This window comes from Promicromonospora sp. MEB111 (genome assembly GCF_030209445.1).
Lineage (GTDB): Bacteria > Actinomycetota > Actinomycetes > Actinomycetales > Cellulomonadaceae > Promicromonospora.
This window is the reverse complement of the sequence record NZ_JARVSD010000016.1, coordinates 328,822-347,266: the sequence shown is the minus strand read 5'-3', so window position 1 is coordinate 347,266 and position 18,445 is coordinate 328,822. Positions and strand designations below refer to the sequence as shown.

The following is an 18,445-nucleotide window of genomic DNA, read 5'->3' as shown; positions in this document are numbered from 1 at the left end:
CGATGTCCTAGATCGTATGGCCGGCGTTGGTCAATGCGTCACGGAGCTGCGCACGGCTGGCGATTCCGAGCTTGGGAAAGGCCTTGTAGAGGTGAGTGCTGACGGTGCGGTGCGAGAGGTAGATGCGGTCGGCGATCTCTTTATTGGTCATCCCGCGCGCTGCCAACAGTGCGACCTGTAGCTCTTGCGGTGTCAGGACGGTAACCGCCGGCCACGAACCCTGGTCGGGTCGGGGGAGCACTTCGCCGGCGGCTCGCGCCTCTGACGCCGCGCGGTCGGCGAGCATCTTGGCCCCGACCGCGTCGAACACGGTCAGTGCGTTCTTCAGGTGAGGGCGTGCGTCGACCGGGCGTCGCTCTCGCCGGAGCCACTCCCCGAAGAGCAGGTGGGTGCGCGCCAGCTCGAACGGCGACTCGCTGAGCTCGCCGGCGCGGACTGCGCCGCGGAAATGCTCCTCGACGGCCACCGCGTCGCCGTCGGCCTCGGCGATCAGTGCTTTGCTCCGCCCGACGAGCGAGGTGAGGAAGGCAGAGCGGTAGGCGCGCGAGGCCTGGTCGGCGGCGGTCACGTTCTCCCGTATGGTGTCGACCCGGTCTGCTCGAACCGCGGCCTCTGTGCGGTCGGCGATGGCCCACAGGGCTCGGGTGGGGTGCACGCTCATGTGGGTGAACTCGATGAGTGCGTCGCGGTAGTGGTTGTGGGCGAGCGCTACGATTCCGGTCGCCCACCGGGATTCCGCGTTGGCCATGGCGAGTGGGTTGGCGGTTGCGATCTCGCGCAGGCGTGCCAGCGCGTCGTTCATGGCGGCGGGCTCGCCCAGGATGGCATAGGCACGCGCCACGGTTGCCACGCACATGGTCTCGATGAGCGGCTGGGTCGTGTCGCGTGCCATGCGGCCAGCGAACTCGGCGTCGGCCAGACCCTCGCGGATCCGGCCGCGGAGCAGGAGGAGCGACGCTCGGCCGCGCAGGGCCTGCGCCTCGTCTGCCGGTGCTCCTCGTTCGTGGAACAGTTCACGGCTCAGGCCCCAGCACGTCAGGGCGGTCTCGAGGTCCTGCAACGACTCGGCGGCGATCGCGAGCGAGACCATACCGAGCGGGAAGTGCCGCAGTTCGGAGACCAACCGGGGCAGCTGAGCCCGGATGTCCTCTTCGACCTGACCGAGGGGCGCCAGGAGGGCGAGCGCGACCGGCTTGAGCGGGCTGTCGGTGTCGACTGCCCGGATCTGCGCTTCCAGCCGGCGCCAGTCCTCCGGGGGGAGGTTGCGTCCTCGAGCGTTCAGAGCTGCGCCCCACAGGATCTGGACTCGCCGGGCAGCGTTCTCCGCGCCCGGTAGTCGAGAAGTGATCGCCGTCCAATCGGCACGAGGATGACCGCCCAGTCCCGTGGTCAGGCTGAGTGCGATGCGTGTGGTGGCGAGTTCGGCGAGCGTCTGCGGCTCCGTGGCGATCTGGTCCGCCTCGTTCAGGATCTCCAGCGCTTCCTCACCCATACCTGCCGCCCGGGCCGCATCAGCGGCGCAAGACAGGCGTCTTGCACGATCTGCCACCTGCCCCGAGAGGGCCGCAGCCCGCTGATAGCCGGCAGCAGACTCGCTCAGCGCACCCTTCGAACGAGCACGGCGAGCGGCGTCCTCCATCGCCTCGGCCACTGTGTCGTCTCGTTCGAAGGTGGCAGCTGCCTGGTGCCAGACCGCCCGGGCCGGGTCACGGATCGAATGGGCGAGTGCGGCGTGCATGCCCTGCAGGCTCGCCGTCGATGCGGACCCCAGGACCGAAGCCCGCAGCAGCGGATGCCGGAACTGCGGCCGGCCGTCAACAACGCGGAGCAGCCCACGGTCTTCCAACGGGGCGAGGTCGTCGAGCCCCAGGCCGACGGCCTTCGCCGCCTCAAGGATGTCCACCATGGGTGCGTCGTCCGCCGCCGCGGCGAGCAGCAGCAGACGGCGACTGCTCGGGTTGAGTCCGGCGGCCTGGGCAAGAAACGCGCGCTCCAGCGCGCTGGTGGTCGGCAGCGCCGAACCCAGCTCTGCCTGATTTGTTTGCGCGAGCAGAGCAGCGGACAGCTCGCTCAGCGCGAGGGGATTACCGGCTGCTTCTCGCAGTATGCGTCTGCGCGCAGCGGCAGGGAGGCCGGCTGCGTTCCGAGCCAGGAGTTCTGCCGCTGGACCTTCATCCAGTGGCGCCACCCACATCGTCTCGACCGGCATCACGAGTTCGGGCGCAGCTCCCCACGACGGGCGGCTCGTCGCGACCATCAACACCGGGGCTCCCTCCAGCCGCAGGCTGACGAAGGCGAGGGTGTGCGCGGTGGCGTCATCGATCCAGTGCAGATCTTCCACGGCGAGGAACAGGGGCTGCCGCACGGCGGCCTCCTCGAGCAGCCCCAGCGTGGCTACTCCCACAAGGAGCCGGTCTGGCGCCGGGCCGTCGGCCAGCGAGAACACGGTGGCGATCGCCTCTCGCTGGCGGGCCGGCAGTGCGGGCAGGTGATCGGTGAGCAGCGGGTGCAACAGCTCGTGGAGCGCGCCAAACCCAACCGGGGACGCGTCCTGCAGCCCGGTGCAACGCAGCACCCGATAACCAGATCGCCCTGCTTCTGCAACCGCGGCTCGCAGAAGCGCGGACTTGCCGATCCCGGCGTCCCCCTGGATGAGCAGGGACGTCCCGGCTTCATCTGACCTATCGACCAAACTGCTCAGCCGACTCAGTTCGTTCGTTCGCCCGACCATGTCGTGGGCGAGTGTGGGCCGTTCTGACACGCCGCCAGACTAAGCGCCCCGCAGGCAAAGTGTCGACACTAGACACTTCGCCCCCCGATCTACGTCACGCCACGGATGCCCTGCGCCCAGCGTCTCGATCACAGTGTGAGGACTGGCAAGGAGCCAGGGAAGTCACGAGTTTGGAGACGGACCATGCCTGGAAACCCCAAGGGCGTCGCTCTCGAGCCGGCCGCTCAGGCCTTCGTCGACGCTACGTCGGCCCCGCCGTTCCTGTACGAGCTCCCGCCGGAGGAGGGCCGCAAGGTCGTCGACTCGGTGCAGGACACCCCGATCGAGAAGCCGGACGTCGACGAAGAGTGGGTCGAGATCACCGGCGGGCCGACCGGCAGCGTGCGACTTCGCATCGTAAAGCCCGTCGGCGCCGACGGCGACCTGCCGGTGATCCTGTACGTCCACGGCGCCGGCTGGGTGTTCGGCAACGCTCACACGCACGACCGCCTCGTGCGTGACCTCGCGATCGGGTCCCACGCTGCGGTCGTGTTCCCGGAGTACGACCGGTCGCCGGAGGCGGCGTACCCCATCGCGATCGAGCAGTCGTACGCGGCTGCCCAGTGGGTGACGAGCGCTGGCGGCGACAAGGGCCTGGACACCACCAGGATCGCGGTGTCCGGTGACTCCGTGGGCGGCAACATGGCGATCGCGCTGGGCCTTCTTGCGAAGTCGCGCGGCGATGTCCGGTTCCTGAAGCAGGTGCTGTTCTACCCGGTGACGAACGCGGCGTTCGACACCGAGTCCTACGAGGAGTTCGAGGTCGGCTACTTCCTCAGCCGCGAGGGTATGAAGTGGTTCTGGGACCAGTACACGACCGACGAGTCGCAGCGCGCCGAGAGCACCGCATCACCGCTGCGGGCGAGCCTTGAGGAACTGGCCGGACTTCCCGACACGCTGATCATCACCGCGGGCGCCGACGTCCTGCGCGACGAGGGCGAGGCGTTCGCTGCGCGACTGCGGGAAGCCGGCGTCAAGGCCGCGAACGCGCGTTTCGGCGGGATCGTGCACGACTTCGCGATGGTGAACTCGTTGCACGACACCGAGTCGGCCAAGCACGCCATCTGGCTGGCCACCGCATCCCTGCGCGACGCCTTCCAGTAGTCGCAGGAACGCCCATCGTGCGTCGGTCCCTAGCGCGCAGGGGGCGTGAGCGGAGCCGCACCTTGCGCGATCAGGACTGTCGACGATGGTGCCAGTCGGCGGTCAGCGTGAAGAACGGAACGGCGTGGTGCGCCACCCGGCGCCCCGCGCCGTTCTCCATGTCATCGAGCAAGTGCGCTGGCGCCGAGCTCCCAGAGTCGGTCCGCATTCGCCGGGTCGATCGCATGGCGAGCAACACCAGTAGCGTGCCCCTCGCCCGTCTCGACGACAGGTGCCTCCTGGTTGTCCTCGAAGTACTTTCCGGTGACATCGGCTGTGAGCGGCGATGCAGCCAAGAGCACCGACGTAGCAGCGCCTTGGGCTGTGGACTTGAAGTAGGACTGGTCAATGCGGTTGCCCTCGTCGTCCATCGCTCCCATCGCCCGAAGCGTGTCATCGTCAAGGTGCCGCTGCAGCCGGGTGGTGATCCAACCTGGCATCAGAGCGTTGGCGGTGATGCCGTCGCCGTCCCATCGGCGTGATATGCCTACCGTCAGGAGCACGTCCGCGGACTTGGACTGGGAGTAGGCGTTCCATCGGTCGTAGTCACGCCGTTCGTACTGGGGGTCGGTGAAGTCGACGCCGGCGCGCAGGTGCGCCGCGGAACTCACCAGCACCACGCGACCGCCCGCCCGTGCCAGCGGGACGTGCAGGCCCTGAGCGGTCTTGAAGTGACCGAGATAGTTCGTGGCCAGCTGCATCTCCCAGCCTGCGGCACTGACCTGTCGCCGCGGAAGTGCCATGATGCCGGCGTTGCCGATCAACCCGTCCAGTGCGCCGCTCCACCCGGCCGTGAACTGCTCGACACTGTTCAGATCGGCAAGGTCCAGGTAAGCGACGTTGATCTGACCAGCTACGGGTCCCACCGATGCCAGCCACGTCCGCGCCGCCCCAGGATCCCGCACGCCGATCGTGACCTCCCCTCCCCGGCGTGCCAGAGCGAGCGTGGTCTGCGCGCCGATTCCTGATGCGCCACCGGTGACGACGAAGCGCTTGCCAGCCAGGTCGACGTCGGTGAGTACGTCATCGGCAGTCGCGCTGGCACCGAATGGAGTCTGCAATAGCTCACTCATGGTGTGCTCCCGTGTCCTTCGCGTCCGCGAGACGCTCCAGGAACCGGGCCAGCTCGCGGGGCATGTCGCCGGGCTTGCGCGAGGTGATGTACTGGCCGTCTTCGACCACGGGCTCGTCGACATACTCCGCGCCCGCCTCGCGAACCTCAGGGGCCACGTCACGCCACGACGTCATACGTCGACCGGTCGCCAGGCCCGCCGAGATCAGGATCTGCGGGCCGTGGCAGACGGCTCCGATCAGACGGCCTGTATCAGCGAAGTCGTTGACGAACTTCAGCGCCTCCGGGATCTCTCGCACCTCGGACGGAGCGAGGCCACCCGGGATGAACAGTGCGTCGTAGTCGGAGGCGGTGGCGTCGTCGATCCGTGTGACGCCAGTCTTCAGGGCCAGGCCCTTGTACCCGTTCACCTCGTCACCAGCGGGCGTGAGCACGTCGACGTCGTACCCCTCCTCGGTGAAGCGGTAGTACGGGTAGAAGAACTCGATGTCTTCGACCCGGTCCGCGGTCAGGATCGCGATGCGCCCCTTGGGCTCGACCTCCGCACGGATCGCCGCGCGGTTGTCCGGGACGTGGATGTTGGTTGTGGTGGGCATCTCTCTTGTCTCCTTCTGAGGGCTGAGTCCCTCACCCCGGAATGAACGTTCGATGAGTATCGAACATTCCGGGGTGCGGTTCTTTGACGGAGCGGCAGGCTCGACAGCTCACGACAGGTTCGTGGACGGCGCAGCACGGTCCGCGAGCTGCCGGGTCATGGTGCGCACGACGTCGTCGACGTGCAGCAGCGCGCGGACGTCGCGGGTCGCGACGCGGGCCGACGCCACGTCGACCGCTGCGCGCACCTCGCCACTCGTGCCGGCGTGGAAGGCGGCGGGATGGACGTATGACCGACGGGCCACCGCGCGCGTATTTCCCAGCAGGTGCGCCGCGACGTCGATTGCGCCGAGATCGGGGCGGCGTGACTGGGGGGCGTCGTGCGCCGTCGCCCCACCGAGCATCGCCATCACGGCGGCGGTGCCACCCCAGGTGCGGAACGTCTTCGCGGTGGCGTGCTCGGCCACCACGCCGTGGATGTACGCGTTGACCACGGTGCTACTGATGGGGTGAAGCGCGCGCGCGGTCCGCGCCGCGAACACGCGGCCGTCCGGCGCGGGACGCTGCTCGAGCAGCTCCCGCACGACCTCTGTCACGGCGGCGTCCTCGATCTCGACACGCCAGGGCCGGTGCTCCTTGCCGACGAACGTGAACACCACGGCGGTACCGTCGATGGCGACCTGCTCGCGGGTCAGCGTGGTGAGCCCGTAGGTCTCGTTGTCTCGCGCGTAGCGCCCGTTCCCGACGCGGAACAGGCCACGGTCGAGCAGCCGCACCGCCGTCGCGGCGACACGCAGCACCTGCCGGCACTCGTCGTCGGAACTCGCGGAGGTGATGTCCCGCCCCACCCGGGCGCGGAGCTGCGGGAGTGCGCCGGCGAAGCCAAGCAGGTCGTGGAACTTTGCTCGTGCTGCATTCTCGGTCGCTCTCGCCGAGTACCTGTACTGCGTGCGGCCTCGCGCGTCGACGCCGGTCGCCTGGATCCGGGCGACCGGGTCGTTCGAGGCCCACACGTCCGTCCATCCGGGCGGGACGGACAGTGCACGGAGCCGCGCGAGTTCCGCGGCGTCCTGCACGGGAGCCCCGGCGTCGTCCACCCACACCTGGCGCCGCCCGGGGAGTCGGTGCAGGCCCGGGCCACGGCAGAGTCTCACCGCGGAGGTGCTCGCGTGCGTCATGAAATGAAGCTAGGCCGAGGGTGCAGGTACCAACCACCGTAACGTTACTGATTTTGGCTGCCGGGGATCGATCCGTCGGGAGGTGCGCCTGTATGCACGGGGAGCTGTGGCCGGAGGGCCCGCCCTGCCCACTTTCGGCTGCGTCATGGCGGGACAAACGGGGGTGGTTGGTCTGGTGGCCCCTACGCCTCTCATAGTCGTAGAGGGGAAGGCTCGATGGAAGTGTGCAGGCAGCCCAGCCTGCACCTAGGGGAGCAAGACGATCCGCACCGGACTGCCGACTCGCTCCTTGAGCTGTCGGACGGCGTCGTGTGCCTGAGCCAGCGGCAGGGTCACGCTGACCGACCTGCTCAGGTCGAGCCGGCCACGTTCGGCAAGGCGGACAAGCCTGGCGAGGTGCTTGGGTTCGGAACCATAGGCCCCGACGACGGTCTGACGTCGGAAGCTGGTTCCTGAGTCCTCTGGAATGGTGACGGGCGAGCCGGCCAAGCCGACGAGCACGCGTCGCCCACCCGGTGCGAGCACTGCGAATGCCTGCTCGCGGATCGAAGGCGCACCAGCGAAGTCGAACGCGGCATCGATTCCTCGTCCCTGGGTGGCCACCTCATTGCGCCTGGCCGGCCGGTCGCACCGATCCTGGCCGAGGCGAGCACCGGTCTTCTGGTGGTTGTCACATCTGCCTGAGGCGTTCGGTCGACGATGTGTCAGAGGTGGTCGAGTCGCAGGTAAGTACGAGTCTCACCGGGTTTCACCGGAGCAGCGTGGACTGCTATGCCGGAAGCAGAGAGCGACTGGACCCGCTTGTCACCAACCTCTGACGCGCTGGCCTCTTCCCCCGGCCAGTCGGCGAGGTTCGGGCACGTGCGCAGCGCTGTGTCGGAATCTCGCCGGTCGGGAGCCCCGCCGCTCGTCGATCACGGGGGATGGACGAGCGCTATGCGCGCCATCGCTCGAGATCGTCGGTGAGCCCACCTGGAGGGGCCGGAAGTGCGGGCAGCGGGTCACCGTTGAACCGCATCCCGTCGACGACGAGCCTGAGGTACCGGCGCCACAGGTCCGGGTGGGCAGTCAGTAGGGGCTGCGCTGTCTGCTGGACCCCCGCCAGGAGCAGCACGACGTCGGTCCCGGTCAGGTCCGGGCGGATCACCCCTTGCTCGACGGCGCGCGAGACGAGGACCTGCACCTGGTCGACGAGCCGCGCGATGGCGCTGCGAAGCCGGTCGTCCGCCAGCGACGGCTCCCCGACGACCTCGCAGAACGCCCGGTCACGGACAAGCAGCTCGACGCCGGTGGCCATGAAGTCGTACAGGGAGGAACTGGCGTCATCGTCCTGCGCGAGTCTTCGTGCGGTCCCTGCCAGGCCGTCGACGAGATCGATCACGATGGACGCAAGGAGGTCCTCCTTGGTGGCGAAGTGGCGGAACACGGTGCCCTTGCCCACTCCAGCACGTTCGGCGATCTCGGCAATCGACGCCTCAGTGCCGCGCTCGGCGAAGACCTCTGCCGCCGCCTCGAGCAGCTTGCCACGGTTGCGTACGGCATCGGAACGCTCGGCGCGGTGGCCGGAGGAACCCGACTGCGCCGCGCGGCCTGTGGTGGTCGAGTTCACATGCGCAAGACTAGCACAAGCGGACCAGTCGGTCCGTTTAGTGTTACGGTGCACTAAGCGGACTGGACGGTCCGCTTGGTCTCCGGCGCATGAGTGCGACGGCAGTCGAGAGGAAGAGCTGTGGGCACGTCGTTGGACGGAAAGGTCGCACTGGTCACGGGCGCGTCGTCAGGCATCGGTAAGGAGGTCGCGTTGTCCCTGTCGCGGCAGGGGGCGCTGGTCGTTGCCGGCGCCCGCCGGGCTGATCGGCTGGCAGAGCTCGAGGCCGTCGCGCCGGGCAGGATCCGGGCCGTCAGCCTGGACGTCACGGACCGAAGCTCCGTGCAGGCTGCCGTGGACGTGGCTGTGAGCGAGTTCGGGAGCCTGGACCTGCTGGTCAACAATGCCGGCGTCATGCTCGTCGGCCCGGTGCTCGGTGCCGACACCGAGGACTGGGCACGCATGATCGCGACGAACCTCATGGGCTCGATGCACATGATTCACGCAGCGCTGCCGCACCTCCTTGCGAGCAAGGGCACGGTGATCCAGACCTCCTCGACATCAGGACGGATCGCGTCGGCTGGTTCAAGCGCCTATGCCGCGACGAAGTTCGGCGTCAACGCTTTCGTGGAGGCGCTGCGCAAGGAGGTCACGACCCAGGGGGTCCGGGTCGTGGTGATCGAACCGGGGTTCACCGCCAGCGAGCTCACCAGCCACATCCCGGATCCGCGGACTCGGGCGATGGCCGATCAGATGGCGAGCTCGATGCGTACGTTGCAGCCGGAGGACATCGCCGGCGCGGTGATCTTCGCGGCCACGCAGCCGCACCACGTCTCGGTCAGCGAGATCCTCGTCAGGCCGACCGACCAGGAGCAATGAGGACGCCGCCGTGAAGGGCCGCTCGGAGCTTCACCCGGGCCGGGCCCGCGCCGCCGCCGTGTCCGTGGGTGTGCCTGGCTACCCCACGGACACGGCGGCGGACATGCACCGGACCACGGCCTTCCATGGCGCGATGAGTCGTATCGCGGACGAAAGGTGAACACGCCTCCTTGAAGGGCGGCATTCACACCAGCCCACCAGGACGTCCAGCTCGACGGCCCGGCCCCGGAACGGGACGACCTGGCGATCCGGGGCCAACAGCGACGAGGGTCCGTCCGTGTCCCAGGGCGGGACGGACGACTCGACGACGGCTCGGCGATCCACGCGTGTCCGCTCGCGATCGGCCCACCACCGGGCCACGAACGGCAGGGCCGGTGAAGCGCACGCGGCGACGAAACCCAGGACCAGCCACGGCGTGCTGCCCTCCGCCAACGCGAACACCCCAGCACTGGCGGCCACGACACCGCCACCGACCAGCCACCTCCATGGCCGCATCCGCACCCCACCCATAAGACATATCTACGGGAATCGGTCACTGAATGCAACGAAATGCCGAGATGTCGGCGTCAATTACGTATCTGGGATTTGATGAATTCGCATGAGTGGCCTTCGGGGTCTTTGATCTTAAGGCGCATCGCGGTGATTATTTTAGAGACGGTCAGGCGTGGTCGCATGCCTATGCGTCAAGCGCAGTGGGCGCGATTCGAGCAGTCGAGTCGAAACAGCTGGTCGTCGAAGTGTCTTGCGCAGGCCGCATCCTCGTCTGGCGGGCGGAGTGTTGTTGCTTGGTCTCGCCGTCCGTCGAGCGCGAGTGCTCCGGAACCGCGCCGACAAGTCATGGGTGTGGCCGCCCTTGAGCCGCACGCCCAGCGCGAACGCGGTGTCGACCAGCGGACGACGCCGCACGATGCCTTCCGCCCCGGTGCGTCCATGCGTTACCACTTTGGTCCCCGCGAACGCCGCCCGCCCGCGGGAGTGCCTCGGGGTTCCATGCTTGGCCGGCGCGGTAGCGAACAACAAGGTCGCCGGGCGGTACATCGAGATTGGCGGGTGAAAGGCGAAGGCGTCGAAGCGGGACGCGTCGATCCCACCCCTCGTGGTGCCGGTGCTTCGGGGGTATCTGGAGACGTTCTGCGACCGAGGCCTTCGATGTCGAAGGTTGCCTGCCCGATGCCCATGGCGTGCTACGGCACGCGCGCCCGCAGCGAGTCGATGTAGGCGGTCAGTGCGGCGTGCAGCTCTGCGGTCATCGCCGGGCGGTCGGCTCCAGGCGCCACGATCAGTGGCATCCCGGCGCGCGTGATCTGGATGCACATCGTGGCCGCCCGGCCGAGTGCCTCGCCTTCCAGGCCCGGGACGACCTGGCTCAGCAGGCCGGTCACCCGGTGCTCGAGCAGTTCTTGTACCGGCCGTACCGCTGTGGTCAACGAGGCGGGTAGGTCGGCGCGGCCGAAGAGGGCCTTGAAGCCGGGGTGGTCGAGATTGAACTCGACGAGTGGCTCGATGACGCCGACGACGACCTCGGCGGTGCCCCGGGGTGCGCCGTCGTGTGCGCTGCTGCCTTCGTCCAGGGCGTCGGCCTGAAACGCCGCCAGCGCGTGGGCGTAGCGCTCGGCCAGGGCGGTGACGATCTCGTCCTTGTTGTTGAAGAACTGGTAGAGCGAACCGGGGGAGATGCCTGCTTCGGCGGCGATCGCGTTGGTCGTGGTGCGCTCGTACCCCTGCTCGCCGAGGACGCGGGCCGCCGCTTGGAGTATCTGCGCCATGCGCCGCTCTCCCCGCGCCTGCCGTCTCGGAGTTCCCTGGTCCTGAACCGGTCGCGTCACTCTCGCATCCTCGCATGCTCGACAACACGAGCAAGTGCTCGTATTCTCCCTTCATGCGAGCGAATGCTCGCATCATGGCACCCTGAAGGGAACCCTGTGATCGGCCGCACCGTCACCCGTTTTCCACGGCTCGTCATCGTCCTGGCAGCGCTCGTGCTCGCCGCATGTGCGCTGGTAGCGGCCGGGACCGTCCAATCGCTGTCGCTCAACCGCTACGAAGCGCCGGGCTCCGAGTCCCTCCGGGCTCGCGAGCAGCTCGGGCAACGGTTCGGGACGTCCAGCCCCAACGTCGCCATCCTGGTCACCGCGGACGCCGGCGTGGACCACCCCACGATCGCGACTGCCGGTCGTGCGCTCACCGAGGCTCTCCGTGCTGCTGACGGCGTCGAGGACGCCTGGTCGTACTGGTCACCTTCCGCGCCCGACACGCTACGCAGCGAGGACGGCCGCCATGCCCTCGTGCTGGCCTGGGTGCCTGGCGACGCCGACCGCGTCCGCGTCGAGGTGCTGCCCTCGCTCGAGGCGCTCCTCGCCGAACACGCCGACCAGAGGTGGACTCTGCGACTCGGGGGTGGCGACGAGGTGTTCCGCACGGTCGCCGAACAGGCGCGCACCGACTTCCTGCGCGCGGAACTGATCGTGCTGCCACTGGTCGGGCTCCTGCTCTGGGCTGTCTATCGCCGATGGGCCGCCGCCGCAGCGACGCTCGCCACTGGCTTGTTCGCCGTGGCCGGCAGCCTCGCCCTGATCCGGGTCGTGACCACCTTCACCGAGGTATCCACCTTCGCGGCCAACATCGCCCTGGTCATGGGCATCGGCCTCGGCGTCGACTACGGCCTCTTCGTCGTCCACAGGTTCCGTGAGGAGGCGCATGTCCACGCCGAGCGTGCCGACGCCGTGCGCGCCACGGTCCGCGCGGCCGGGCGCACCGTGGTGTTCAGCGGCGCCACCGTGGCGGCCTCCCTCGCCGTGCTCCTCGTGTTCCCCTTTCCGTTCCTCTCGTCGTTCGCCTACGCCGGCATCGCCGTCGTGATCGCAGCCGTTGCTGCCGCGACGCTCGTCCTACCCGCACTGCTCCAGCTCGCCGGCGACCACATGCTCCTGCCCCGCACGGACCGCCCCCTGGAACGCACGTTCTGGTATCGCGTACCTGCTGCCGTGATGCGCCGGCCCCTCGCTGCCGGAGCGGTCGGCCTGGCGATCCTGCTCGCGCTCGGCGCGCCCGCCGCCAGCATCGTCTACGGCTCGCCCGACGACCGCGTGCTCGCGGGCGACCACACCGTGCGCACCATGTACGACACCATCCGCGCCGACTTCCGCACCGAGGACGCCGACGCGCTCCAGGTCGTCACGACCGGCCCCGCCGACGACCTCGCCTCCTACGCGGCCGCGCTGTCCCTGATCGACGGCATCGAACGAGTCGACGCCGCCTCGGGAAGCTTCGTGCACGGCGAGCGCGTCGAGGCCGCTGGCCCCTTCGGCCCGCAGCGTTTCGAGACCCAGGAAGGCCAACGGCTGGCCGTCGTCCCGACCGGTGAGAGGCTCGCCACCGACCCCGTCGGCCTCGTCCACGACGTGCGCGCACTGCCCGCACCGGTCGAGGTGCTGGTCGGTGGCTACCCGGCCGAGCTCACCGACTACCGCGACGGAGTCGTCGACCGACTACCGCTCGTCGCCGGCCTCCTCGTTGCCGTCACGTTCGTCGTCCTCTTCCTCATGACAGGCAGCGTCATCGCACCGATCAAGGCCGGATTCCTCAACCTGCTGTCCCTCACCGTCATGTTCGGCGTCGTAGTCTGGGGCTTCCAGGACGGCGCGCTCGCCGACCTGCTGGGCTTCACACCCACAGGGTCCGTTGAGCCGAGCATCCTGCTGCTGATGTTCTGCATCGCCTACGGTCTGTCCATGGACTACGAGGTCTTCCTGCTAGCCCGCATCAAGGAGGACTTCGACCGTACCGGCGACATCCTTGGCTCCGTGCCGCGCGGGATCGCGCGTTCGGCACCCCTGGTGACGGCCGCGGCCGTGGTGCTCGCCGCGTCGTTCGCGGTCTATGCCACCAGCGAGGTCGCGTTCCTTCAACAGCTCGGCATCGGCATGGCCCTTGCCGTGCTCGTGGACGCGACGATCATCCGTGGCGTGCTCGTCCCCGCCCTCATGCGACTGGCAGGCCGGGGTAACTGGTGGGCGCCCCCTGCCCTGCGCAGGCTTCACACCGCCATCGGGCTCACGGAGGAAGTGACGGGGGAACTGCGGCGCTGAACCGTTGCGGCAGCGAACCTCGGTTCGGCGCCGCGACGCCGTGCCCAGAACCCGGCCTGCGGGCGGAGCGGGCGAAAGGGCTGGTCGGGGGTGCGGCCAAGAACTGCGCGGCGTCGCCCGGGGGCAACGCCGCGACGGAGTGTGGCGCGCCGTTGCGAGCCGAGGCGGGAGGTGGCCGCTTGGCCCTCGGCGAGCCCGCAGGGACTGGCCGCTCTCTCGGAGATCGGGGCCAGGCCCGCGTGGGGCCTGGGCGGTGTCACCGGGATCGTCCCTCCGCACCCTCGCGCATCGCGGCGAGCGTTGCCCTCATCATCGGAGACATGGTCGACTCGAGGAACGACCTGACCGCTGGGCGAAGGATCCCGAGCGTGGGCAGGAAGGTGTACTGCCAGGTGAGGCGCGTGCCGCCGTTCTCAGGGGTGTAGCTGAACTGGGCGACGCCGTGCCGCACGACGAGCCGTTGTGGGCTGGTGAAGCCCCAGATCATGTACCGGAACCTGTCGGGGGAGTCGATGAGCACCTCCTCAGCGAGAAAGTGGCCATCGGCGAACTCAACTCGACGTCGGTCACCCTCCCGCTGGCCGGGTTGCCACTGGCCGACGAGGGGCTGGGTGCCGACAACTGCGGGAAAGTTCTCGAACTTGACGAGGTCCTCAAGACGCAGGCTCGGGTTGTTGCTCCACTGCCAGACGTGCTCGGGAGGCGCGTCGATGTACACCGAGTGCATCACGCTCGCGTATCCGTCGCCAGCCTCCTCCGGTCGCGGGCCGGCGTAGGCCGGCGCGCTGCGGGGCGAAGCGAGGATGCGCCAAGCGGCGACTCCCAGCGTGCCGAGCGCTCCCGTGATGAGGGCAAGGGCGCGCGCTCGTCGGCGGGGTCGGGCTGGTGAGGATGCCATGAGGTCTCCAAACGTGGTGTGGTTGACAGTGTCAACCGCACCACGTTCAGTTGACACTGTCAACCCCCGGGTAGGCTTGGCGAGTGAGTCCCACGACGCGTGAGTCGCTCCTCCTGGCCGCCACCGAGCTGCTAGATGAAGGAGGCCCCGAAAGCGTGACTCTCCGGGAGGTCGGTCGGCGCTCGGGCGTCTCGCACAACGCGCCCTACAAGCACTTCCTCGACAAGGAGGCCCTGCTCGCTACGGTGGCGGCTCGTGAGCTGGCCGAGTACGCCGCCCTGCTCGAAAGCGAGAGCGATCTTTCTACCGCGATGCGTGCGTATGCACGCCGGGCACTGCGTTTCCCTGCTCGCTTCCGGCTCGTCTACGGTCCGTGGAGTTTCGACTCGATAGAACTGGGCCAGAGTGCGGACGCGGCCTGGGCTGCACTGCTCAGACTGGTCGGTGCGAGCCAGGGCGACGCCAAGCTTCCCGCGGGGCCGCCGAGCCGCCTCGCGAACCTGATCCGGTCGGTCGCGCACGGCGCGATCGACCTCGCCCTGGCTGGACACCTGGCCAAGGGCGACGAGCCGACGACGCCCGAACAGCTCATCGATGACTTCGTCGCCATGCTCACGGCGGGCTGAGCACCCCGGCCCGCTGCGCCATCGTGGCCAGAAGCCTTCGATGTCTTGATCGGCGACGACAGGTCCGGCGAAGCGGGGACTGTGTCGTCGTGGCATGGGCCGCACCAGTCGTTCTGTACGTCGACGATGCAGTATGGGGTCGGGTGGTTGGGCCGCGACGAGCTGCTTGAGGGGGGACTGCTGTGCGGGCAGGTGACACCTAGGTGTGCAGCAGTCCCGGCCATCCTGGTTCAGTTGCGTTCAGCGAGTCGCTGGAGCGTTTCGCGGGCCTTCTCGAGGCGTGCGTTGACGCGGGCGGCGCGTTCGGGGTCCGCTTCGATCTCGGGCGCGACTTCGACATCGAGTATCTCGATCCCTTGTCTCGCGGTGGTGGTGACGGAAGGCGGAGCGCTCGCCTGGGATAGGGCGATCACTGTTGGGGCGGCATGCGCCTGCGGCCAGGCCTGGACGAGGTACTGCTCCACGGGGCTGGTAACGACAAGGTCGGGTGAGTTGTCACGGCCCGAGGCGTGCACTCGGACGCGGTACCACCCGGGGCCGGCCGGGTTGATCCGGGCCGATAGGTCAGTGGTGTCCTGCCCTCCGACCACGAGGACATGGGCGTCACCGGCCTCGATGCCGAACTCGACGACTTCTTCCCACATGAGGGGGTCGGTCGCGTGTTTGGGAGGGCTGGTTGATGTTTCGACCTCGATCTCGACGGGTCCCATGCTGATGCCCGTCGTGATCAGCGGGTGACCACGGTGGTCGTCGATGATCAGCGTGTTGATCGCGGTGGGGTCGAGGGGCGGCTGCCATGTGGCGCCGCGCAATTCGAGATATCGCTCGTCGACGCGTGTCGTGTACCTCATGGCAACCGCCCCTCTGCGCCCCTTTGCAGGGTGCTGGAATCAGTCCTGGCTTACGAGATGCCTACCCAGACAGCATGACCGAGTGATGTTGCCGTCGATCGCGATGCCGCCCAATGGTCGTGCTCCTGACCAGCGCCTTCTGTCCCAGGCTCTCACCTGCGGATCTGTATGGGCGAGGCTAGGATGAGCGGCGATCCAGCAGGGTGTGCTTTTCATTGGGTGCTGAGACTCGCGAGATCGGAATAACATCTGCTCTGGCGTATTCCCCGGCCCGACTTGCCCGTCGGCCACGCTCCCCAGCAAACGGTATGCCGCGCCGAAGACGGCGGGCCGGTGAGCCGCCCACTCATGGTTGAGCCGGTCCTGTCCTGAAACGCTTGCCGTCACGCGGATAGTTCCCCTCGCTCGGGCTCAGCATAGTTCGGCGACCCGGCCGTGAATCGCGATCGGTCAGGATCCTGAGCGTTGCCGCCAAGGGCATGAAAAGTACCTGGGCGGGGCTCTTCCTGCTCTTCGCCGCCTGAGGACGCTCAGGGACGGTACTCATCTGGTGACACGTCAGAGTCGGGGGTGCCGCACGAACTCCCGGACCACGTCCTCGTCAACCTCGACGCCGAGTCCCGGCTGTCGCGGCACCACGAACGAGCCGTCCGGGGTGACCTCCAGGGGCGTGGTCAGGATGCGGTTCGCCACCGGCAGTGTCACGGGCTGGTACTCGAACGCGAGGAGTGCCGGGGACGCCGCGGCGACGTGCACGCCGGCCGCCATGGCGACGCCGAACGCAGCCGAGTGGTGCGGCGCGACGGGTGCGTGGAAGGCGTTGCCGAGCGCCGCGATCGCGAGCCCCTCGGTGATGCCGGTACGGCCGATGTCGGGCTGGATCACGCCGGCAGCGCGGCGCTGGAGCCAGTCGGCGAACTCGAAGCGGCTCCGCATCGCCTCCCCGACCGCGACAGGTGTGCTGATGGCGGCGGCGATGTCGCGGTGGCCCTCGACGTCCTCGGGGGCCAGTGGCGCCTCGAAGAACCAGGCACGCCGTTCGTCGAGCTCCCGCCCGAGGGCGCGGGCCTCACCGAGCCGGTACGTCCAGTGGGCGTCGAGCGCCAGGTGGAGGTCGGGGTGCGCGGCGCGGACGGCGTCGAACGTCGCGAGGTCCGTGGCGATGTCGGTGCCGAGGTGCAGCTTGATGCGGCGCACCCCGGCGTCGGCGAGCTTGACGGCTCCCTCGGCCCGTTCGGCGTCGTCCGTGCCGCGGATGCCTGAGACGTAAGCCGGCAGTGTCTCGGCGAACCGCCCGCCGGCCAGCTCCGAGACCGACAGGCCGGTGGCTCGGCCCCAGAGGTCCCAGAGCGCGATGTCGACGGCGGCCATGGCGTCGGCCTGGTGGCCCTGGAGATGCCCGCGTTCTCTCATGGACTCGGTCATGCGGTGCCAGAGCACACGCACGGCCCGCGGGTCCTCGCCGATGATCAGCGGAGTGAGCAGGTGGTCGACGATCGCCGCCACGACTTCGGGCGCGACCGGGGCGAGTGCCTCACCCCAGCCCACGAGCCCGTCGTCGGTCTCGACCTTGACCAGGAGCGTCTCGTAGCCGGGGGAGTAGAGGCTGCGCCACGGAGGTTTGATCATGTAGCCGCGGTGCGCGATCGCGGAGTCGCCCGCATAGGAGTTGTCCGCTTCCTCCTTGCTCAGGAACAACGGGAACGTCTGGACGCGGGCGATCCGCACGGGTGTCTCCATCGACGAAGGGGTCAGGGGGTGACGAAGGCCGCGGCGTTGTGGGAGGGGCTGTAACCCAGCGCCACCGAGATCTCGTCCGCGGCCTCGATGGCGCGCAGGGCCAGCTCCTGCGGGGCGTCGAGGTCGAGCACCGACAGCGGGCCGCTCACCGACAGCGCGGCGACGATCTCGCCGGCCCGGCTGCGGATCGGAGCGGCGATGCAGGCCCGGCCGAACGCGAGCTCCTCGACCTCTGTCGCGTAGCCGCGGCTCCTGACCTCGTCGAGCGCTGCGCTCATGGCGTCCCGGTCCACGATGGTGTGCGGGGTGAACCGCTGCCGGGGGGTCGCGAAGTACTCGTCCACCCGCTCTGGCGGCATCCCGGAGAGCAGCGCCTTGCCCAGACCGGTCGCGTGCAGCGGGCCGGAACGGCCCGCCATCGAGAAGGTCTTGGGCGCCCGCTCACCCTCGAAGTTGCAGAGGTAGTAGAGCGAGAAGCCGTCGAGCTCGGCGACGTTCGCCCCCAGCCCCACCGCGTGGGCCAGGTTCTGGGTGATCTGCCGGGCCGCCTTGAACACCGGGGACCCGTTGAGCGCGATCGTGCCGAGCGACACCGCCGCCGGGCCGAGCCGGTAGAGGCCCGTGCGCTCGTCCTGGACGACGAACCGCATGCGGTCGAGCGACGACATCATCCGGGACACCGTGGACTGGCCCAGCCCCGTCATCGCGCAGAGCTCCGACACGCGCAGCTCCCCGCTCTCCTCGGTGAAGCAGGCGAGCAACGACATGGCCCGCTCGACGGTCTGGGTGCCTCCCACCGACTCCGACGTCATCGTGCTCCTTCTTATGGCTGGGTCCGCTGCATGCGCTGTCTTGCCGCCATCGTAGCCACGGACCTGGGACCCAGCAATCCAATTATGGGTTCGTCATGCAATTTGTAGATTTCCCATCCGCAATATGGTTCACTGGCGGCATGCTAGGGCACGCACCGCTACAACGACGTACGGAGACCCTCCGGGAGCCCGGGGGGTCACGACCG

The 18,445-nt window shown here is 68.6% G+C and carries 15 protein-coding genes; 4 read left to right on the top strand and 11 right to left on the bottom strand.

The features are described 5' to 3' along the window. Nucleotides 1–7 precede the first annotated feature (7 nt). Nucleotides 8–2,761 carry a helix-turn-helix transcriptional regulator gene (locus tag QRN56_RS20755; protein WP_285106414.1) on the bottom strand — a complete coding sequence of 918 codons (2,754 nt, stop codon included), beginning with the start codon at nt 2,759–2,761 and terminating at the stop codon, nt 8–10. Between the two features lie 153 nt (nt 2,762–2,914). Here QRN56_RS20755 and QRN56_RS20750 point away from each other — a divergent pair, with 153 nt between their 5' ends. After that, nucleotides 2,915–3,874 (top strand): alpha/beta hydrolase, encoded by a 960-nt coding sequence (locus QRN56_RS20750; RefSeq protein WP_285106412.1) that lies wholly within the window; start codon nt 2,915–2,917, stop codon nt 3,872–3,874. Between the two features lie 161 nt (nt 3,875–4,035). Here the strand turns inward: QRN56_RS20750 and QRN56_RS20745 are convergent, their stop codons facing one another. From QRN56_RS20745 to QRN56_RS20725, 5 genes are all read right to left on the bottom strand, one after another. Further along, nucleotides 4,036–4,986 (bottom strand): SDR family NAD(P)-dependent oxidoreductase, encoded by a 951-nt coding sequence (locus tag QRN56_RS20745; protein WP_285106410.1) that lies wholly within the window; start codon nt 4,984–4,986, stop codon nt 4,036–4,038. Beyond that, nucleotides 4,979–5,581: a type 1 glutamine amidotransferase domain-containing protein gene (locus QRN56_RS20740; protein ID WP_285106408.1), complete on the bottom strand. Its 603-nt coding sequence runs from the start codon at nt 5,579–5,581 to the stop codon at nt 4,979–4,981. Before QRN56_RS20740 ends, QRN56_RS20745 begins: the two co-directional genes overlap by 8 nt. Nucleotides 5,582–5,689: 108 nt before the next feature. Continuing rightward, the gene (locus tag QRN56_RS20735; protein ID WP_285106406.1) at nt 5,690–6,757 is read right to left on the bottom strand and encodes a DNA topoisomerase IB; all 1,068 of its coding nucleotides are present in this window, start codon (nt 6,755–6,757) and stop codon (nt 5,690–5,692) included. Nucleotides 6,758–7,003: 246 nt separating this feature from the next. Continuing rightward, nucleotides 7,004–7,360 (bottom strand): zinc-binding dehydrogenase, encoded by a 357-nt coding sequence (locus tag QRN56_RS20730; RefSeq protein WP_350224593.1) that lies wholly within the window; start codon nt 7,358–7,360, stop codon nt 7,004–7,006. Between the two features lie 331 nt (nt 7,361–7,691). Beyond that, nucleotides 7,692–8,366 (bottom strand): TetR/AcrR family transcriptional regulator, encoded by a 675-nt coding sequence (locus QRN56_RS20725; protein WP_285106404.1) that lies wholly within the window; start codon nt 8,364–8,366, stop codon nt 7,692–7,694. 120 nt (nt 8,367–8,486) lie between these two features. On the opposite strand from QRN56_RS20725, the gene QRN56_RS20720 reads away from it, so the two are divergent. Beyond that, the gene (locus QRN56_RS20720; protein WP_285106402.1) at nt 8,487–9,224 is read left to right on the top strand and encodes an SDR family NAD(P)-dependent oxidoreductase; all 738 of its coding nucleotides are present in this window, start codon (nt 8,487–8,489) and stop codon (nt 9,222–9,224) included. Nucleotides 9,225–10,408: 1,184 nt separating this feature from the next. Here QRN56_RS20720 and QRN56_RS20715 read toward each other — a convergent pair. Then, the gene (locus QRN56_RS20715; RefSeq protein ID WP_285106400.1) at nt 10,409–10,990 is read right to left on the bottom strand and encodes a TetR/AcrR family transcriptional regulator; all 582 of its coding nucleotides are present in this window, start codon (nt 10,988–10,990) and stop codon (nt 10,409–10,411) included. A gap of 156 nt (nt 10,991–11,146) precedes the next feature. On the opposite strand from QRN56_RS20715, the gene QRN56_RS20710 reads away from it, so the two are divergent. Next, complete coding sequence (locus QRN56_RS20710) at nt 11,147–13,312, top strand: MMPL family transporter (RefSeq protein WP_285106398.1); 2,166 nt, start codon at nt 11,147–11,149, stop codon at nt 13,310–13,312. 256 nt (nt 13,313–13,568) lie between these two features. On the opposite strand, the gene QRN56_RS20705 is transcribed toward QRN56_RS20710, so the two are convergent. After that, nucleotides 13,569–14,267 (bottom strand): SRPBCC family protein, encoded by a 699-nt coding sequence (locus tag QRN56_RS20705; RefSeq protein ID WP_285106396.1) that lies wholly within the window; start codon nt 14,265–14,267, stop codon nt 13,569–13,571. A gap of 26 nt (nt 14,268–14,293) precedes the next feature. Here QRN56_RS20705 and QRN56_RS20700 point away from each other — a divergent pair, with 26 nt between their 5' ends. Further along, nucleotides 14,294–14,836 carry a TetR/AcrR family transcriptional regulator gene (locus QRN56_RS20700; RefSeq protein ID WP_285106394.1) on the top strand — a complete coding sequence of 181 codons (543 nt, stop codon included), beginning with the start codon at nt 14,294–14,296 and terminating at the stop codon, nt 14,834–14,836. A gap of 230 nt (nt 14,837–15,066) precedes the next feature. Here the strand turns inward: QRN56_RS20700 and QRN56_RS20695 are convergent, their stop codons facing one another. The 3 genes from QRN56_RS20695 to QRN56_RS20685 form a co-directional block, all read right to left on the bottom strand. Further along, nucleotides 15,067–15,687: a hypothetical protein gene (locus tag QRN56_RS20695; RefSeq protein WP_285106392.1), complete on the bottom strand. Its 621-nt coding sequence runs from the start codon at nt 15,685–15,687 to the stop codon at nt 15,067–15,069. Nucleotides 15,688–16,245: 558 nt separating this feature from the next. Beyond that, nucleotides 16,246–17,427: a mandelate racemase/muconate lactonizing enzyme family protein gene (locus QRN56_RS20690; protein ID WP_285106390.1), complete on the bottom strand. Its 1,182-nt coding sequence runs from the start codon at nt 17,425–17,427 to the stop codon at nt 16,246–16,248. Nucleotides 17,428–17,438: 11 nt separating this feature from the next. Beyond that, nucleotides 17,439–18,239: an IclR family transcriptional regulator gene (locus QRN56_RS20685; RefSeq protein ID WP_285106388.1), complete on the bottom strand. Its 801-nt coding sequence runs from the start codon at nt 18,237–18,239 to the stop codon at nt 17,439–17,441. Nucleotides 18,240–18,445 lie beyond the last annotated feature (206 nt).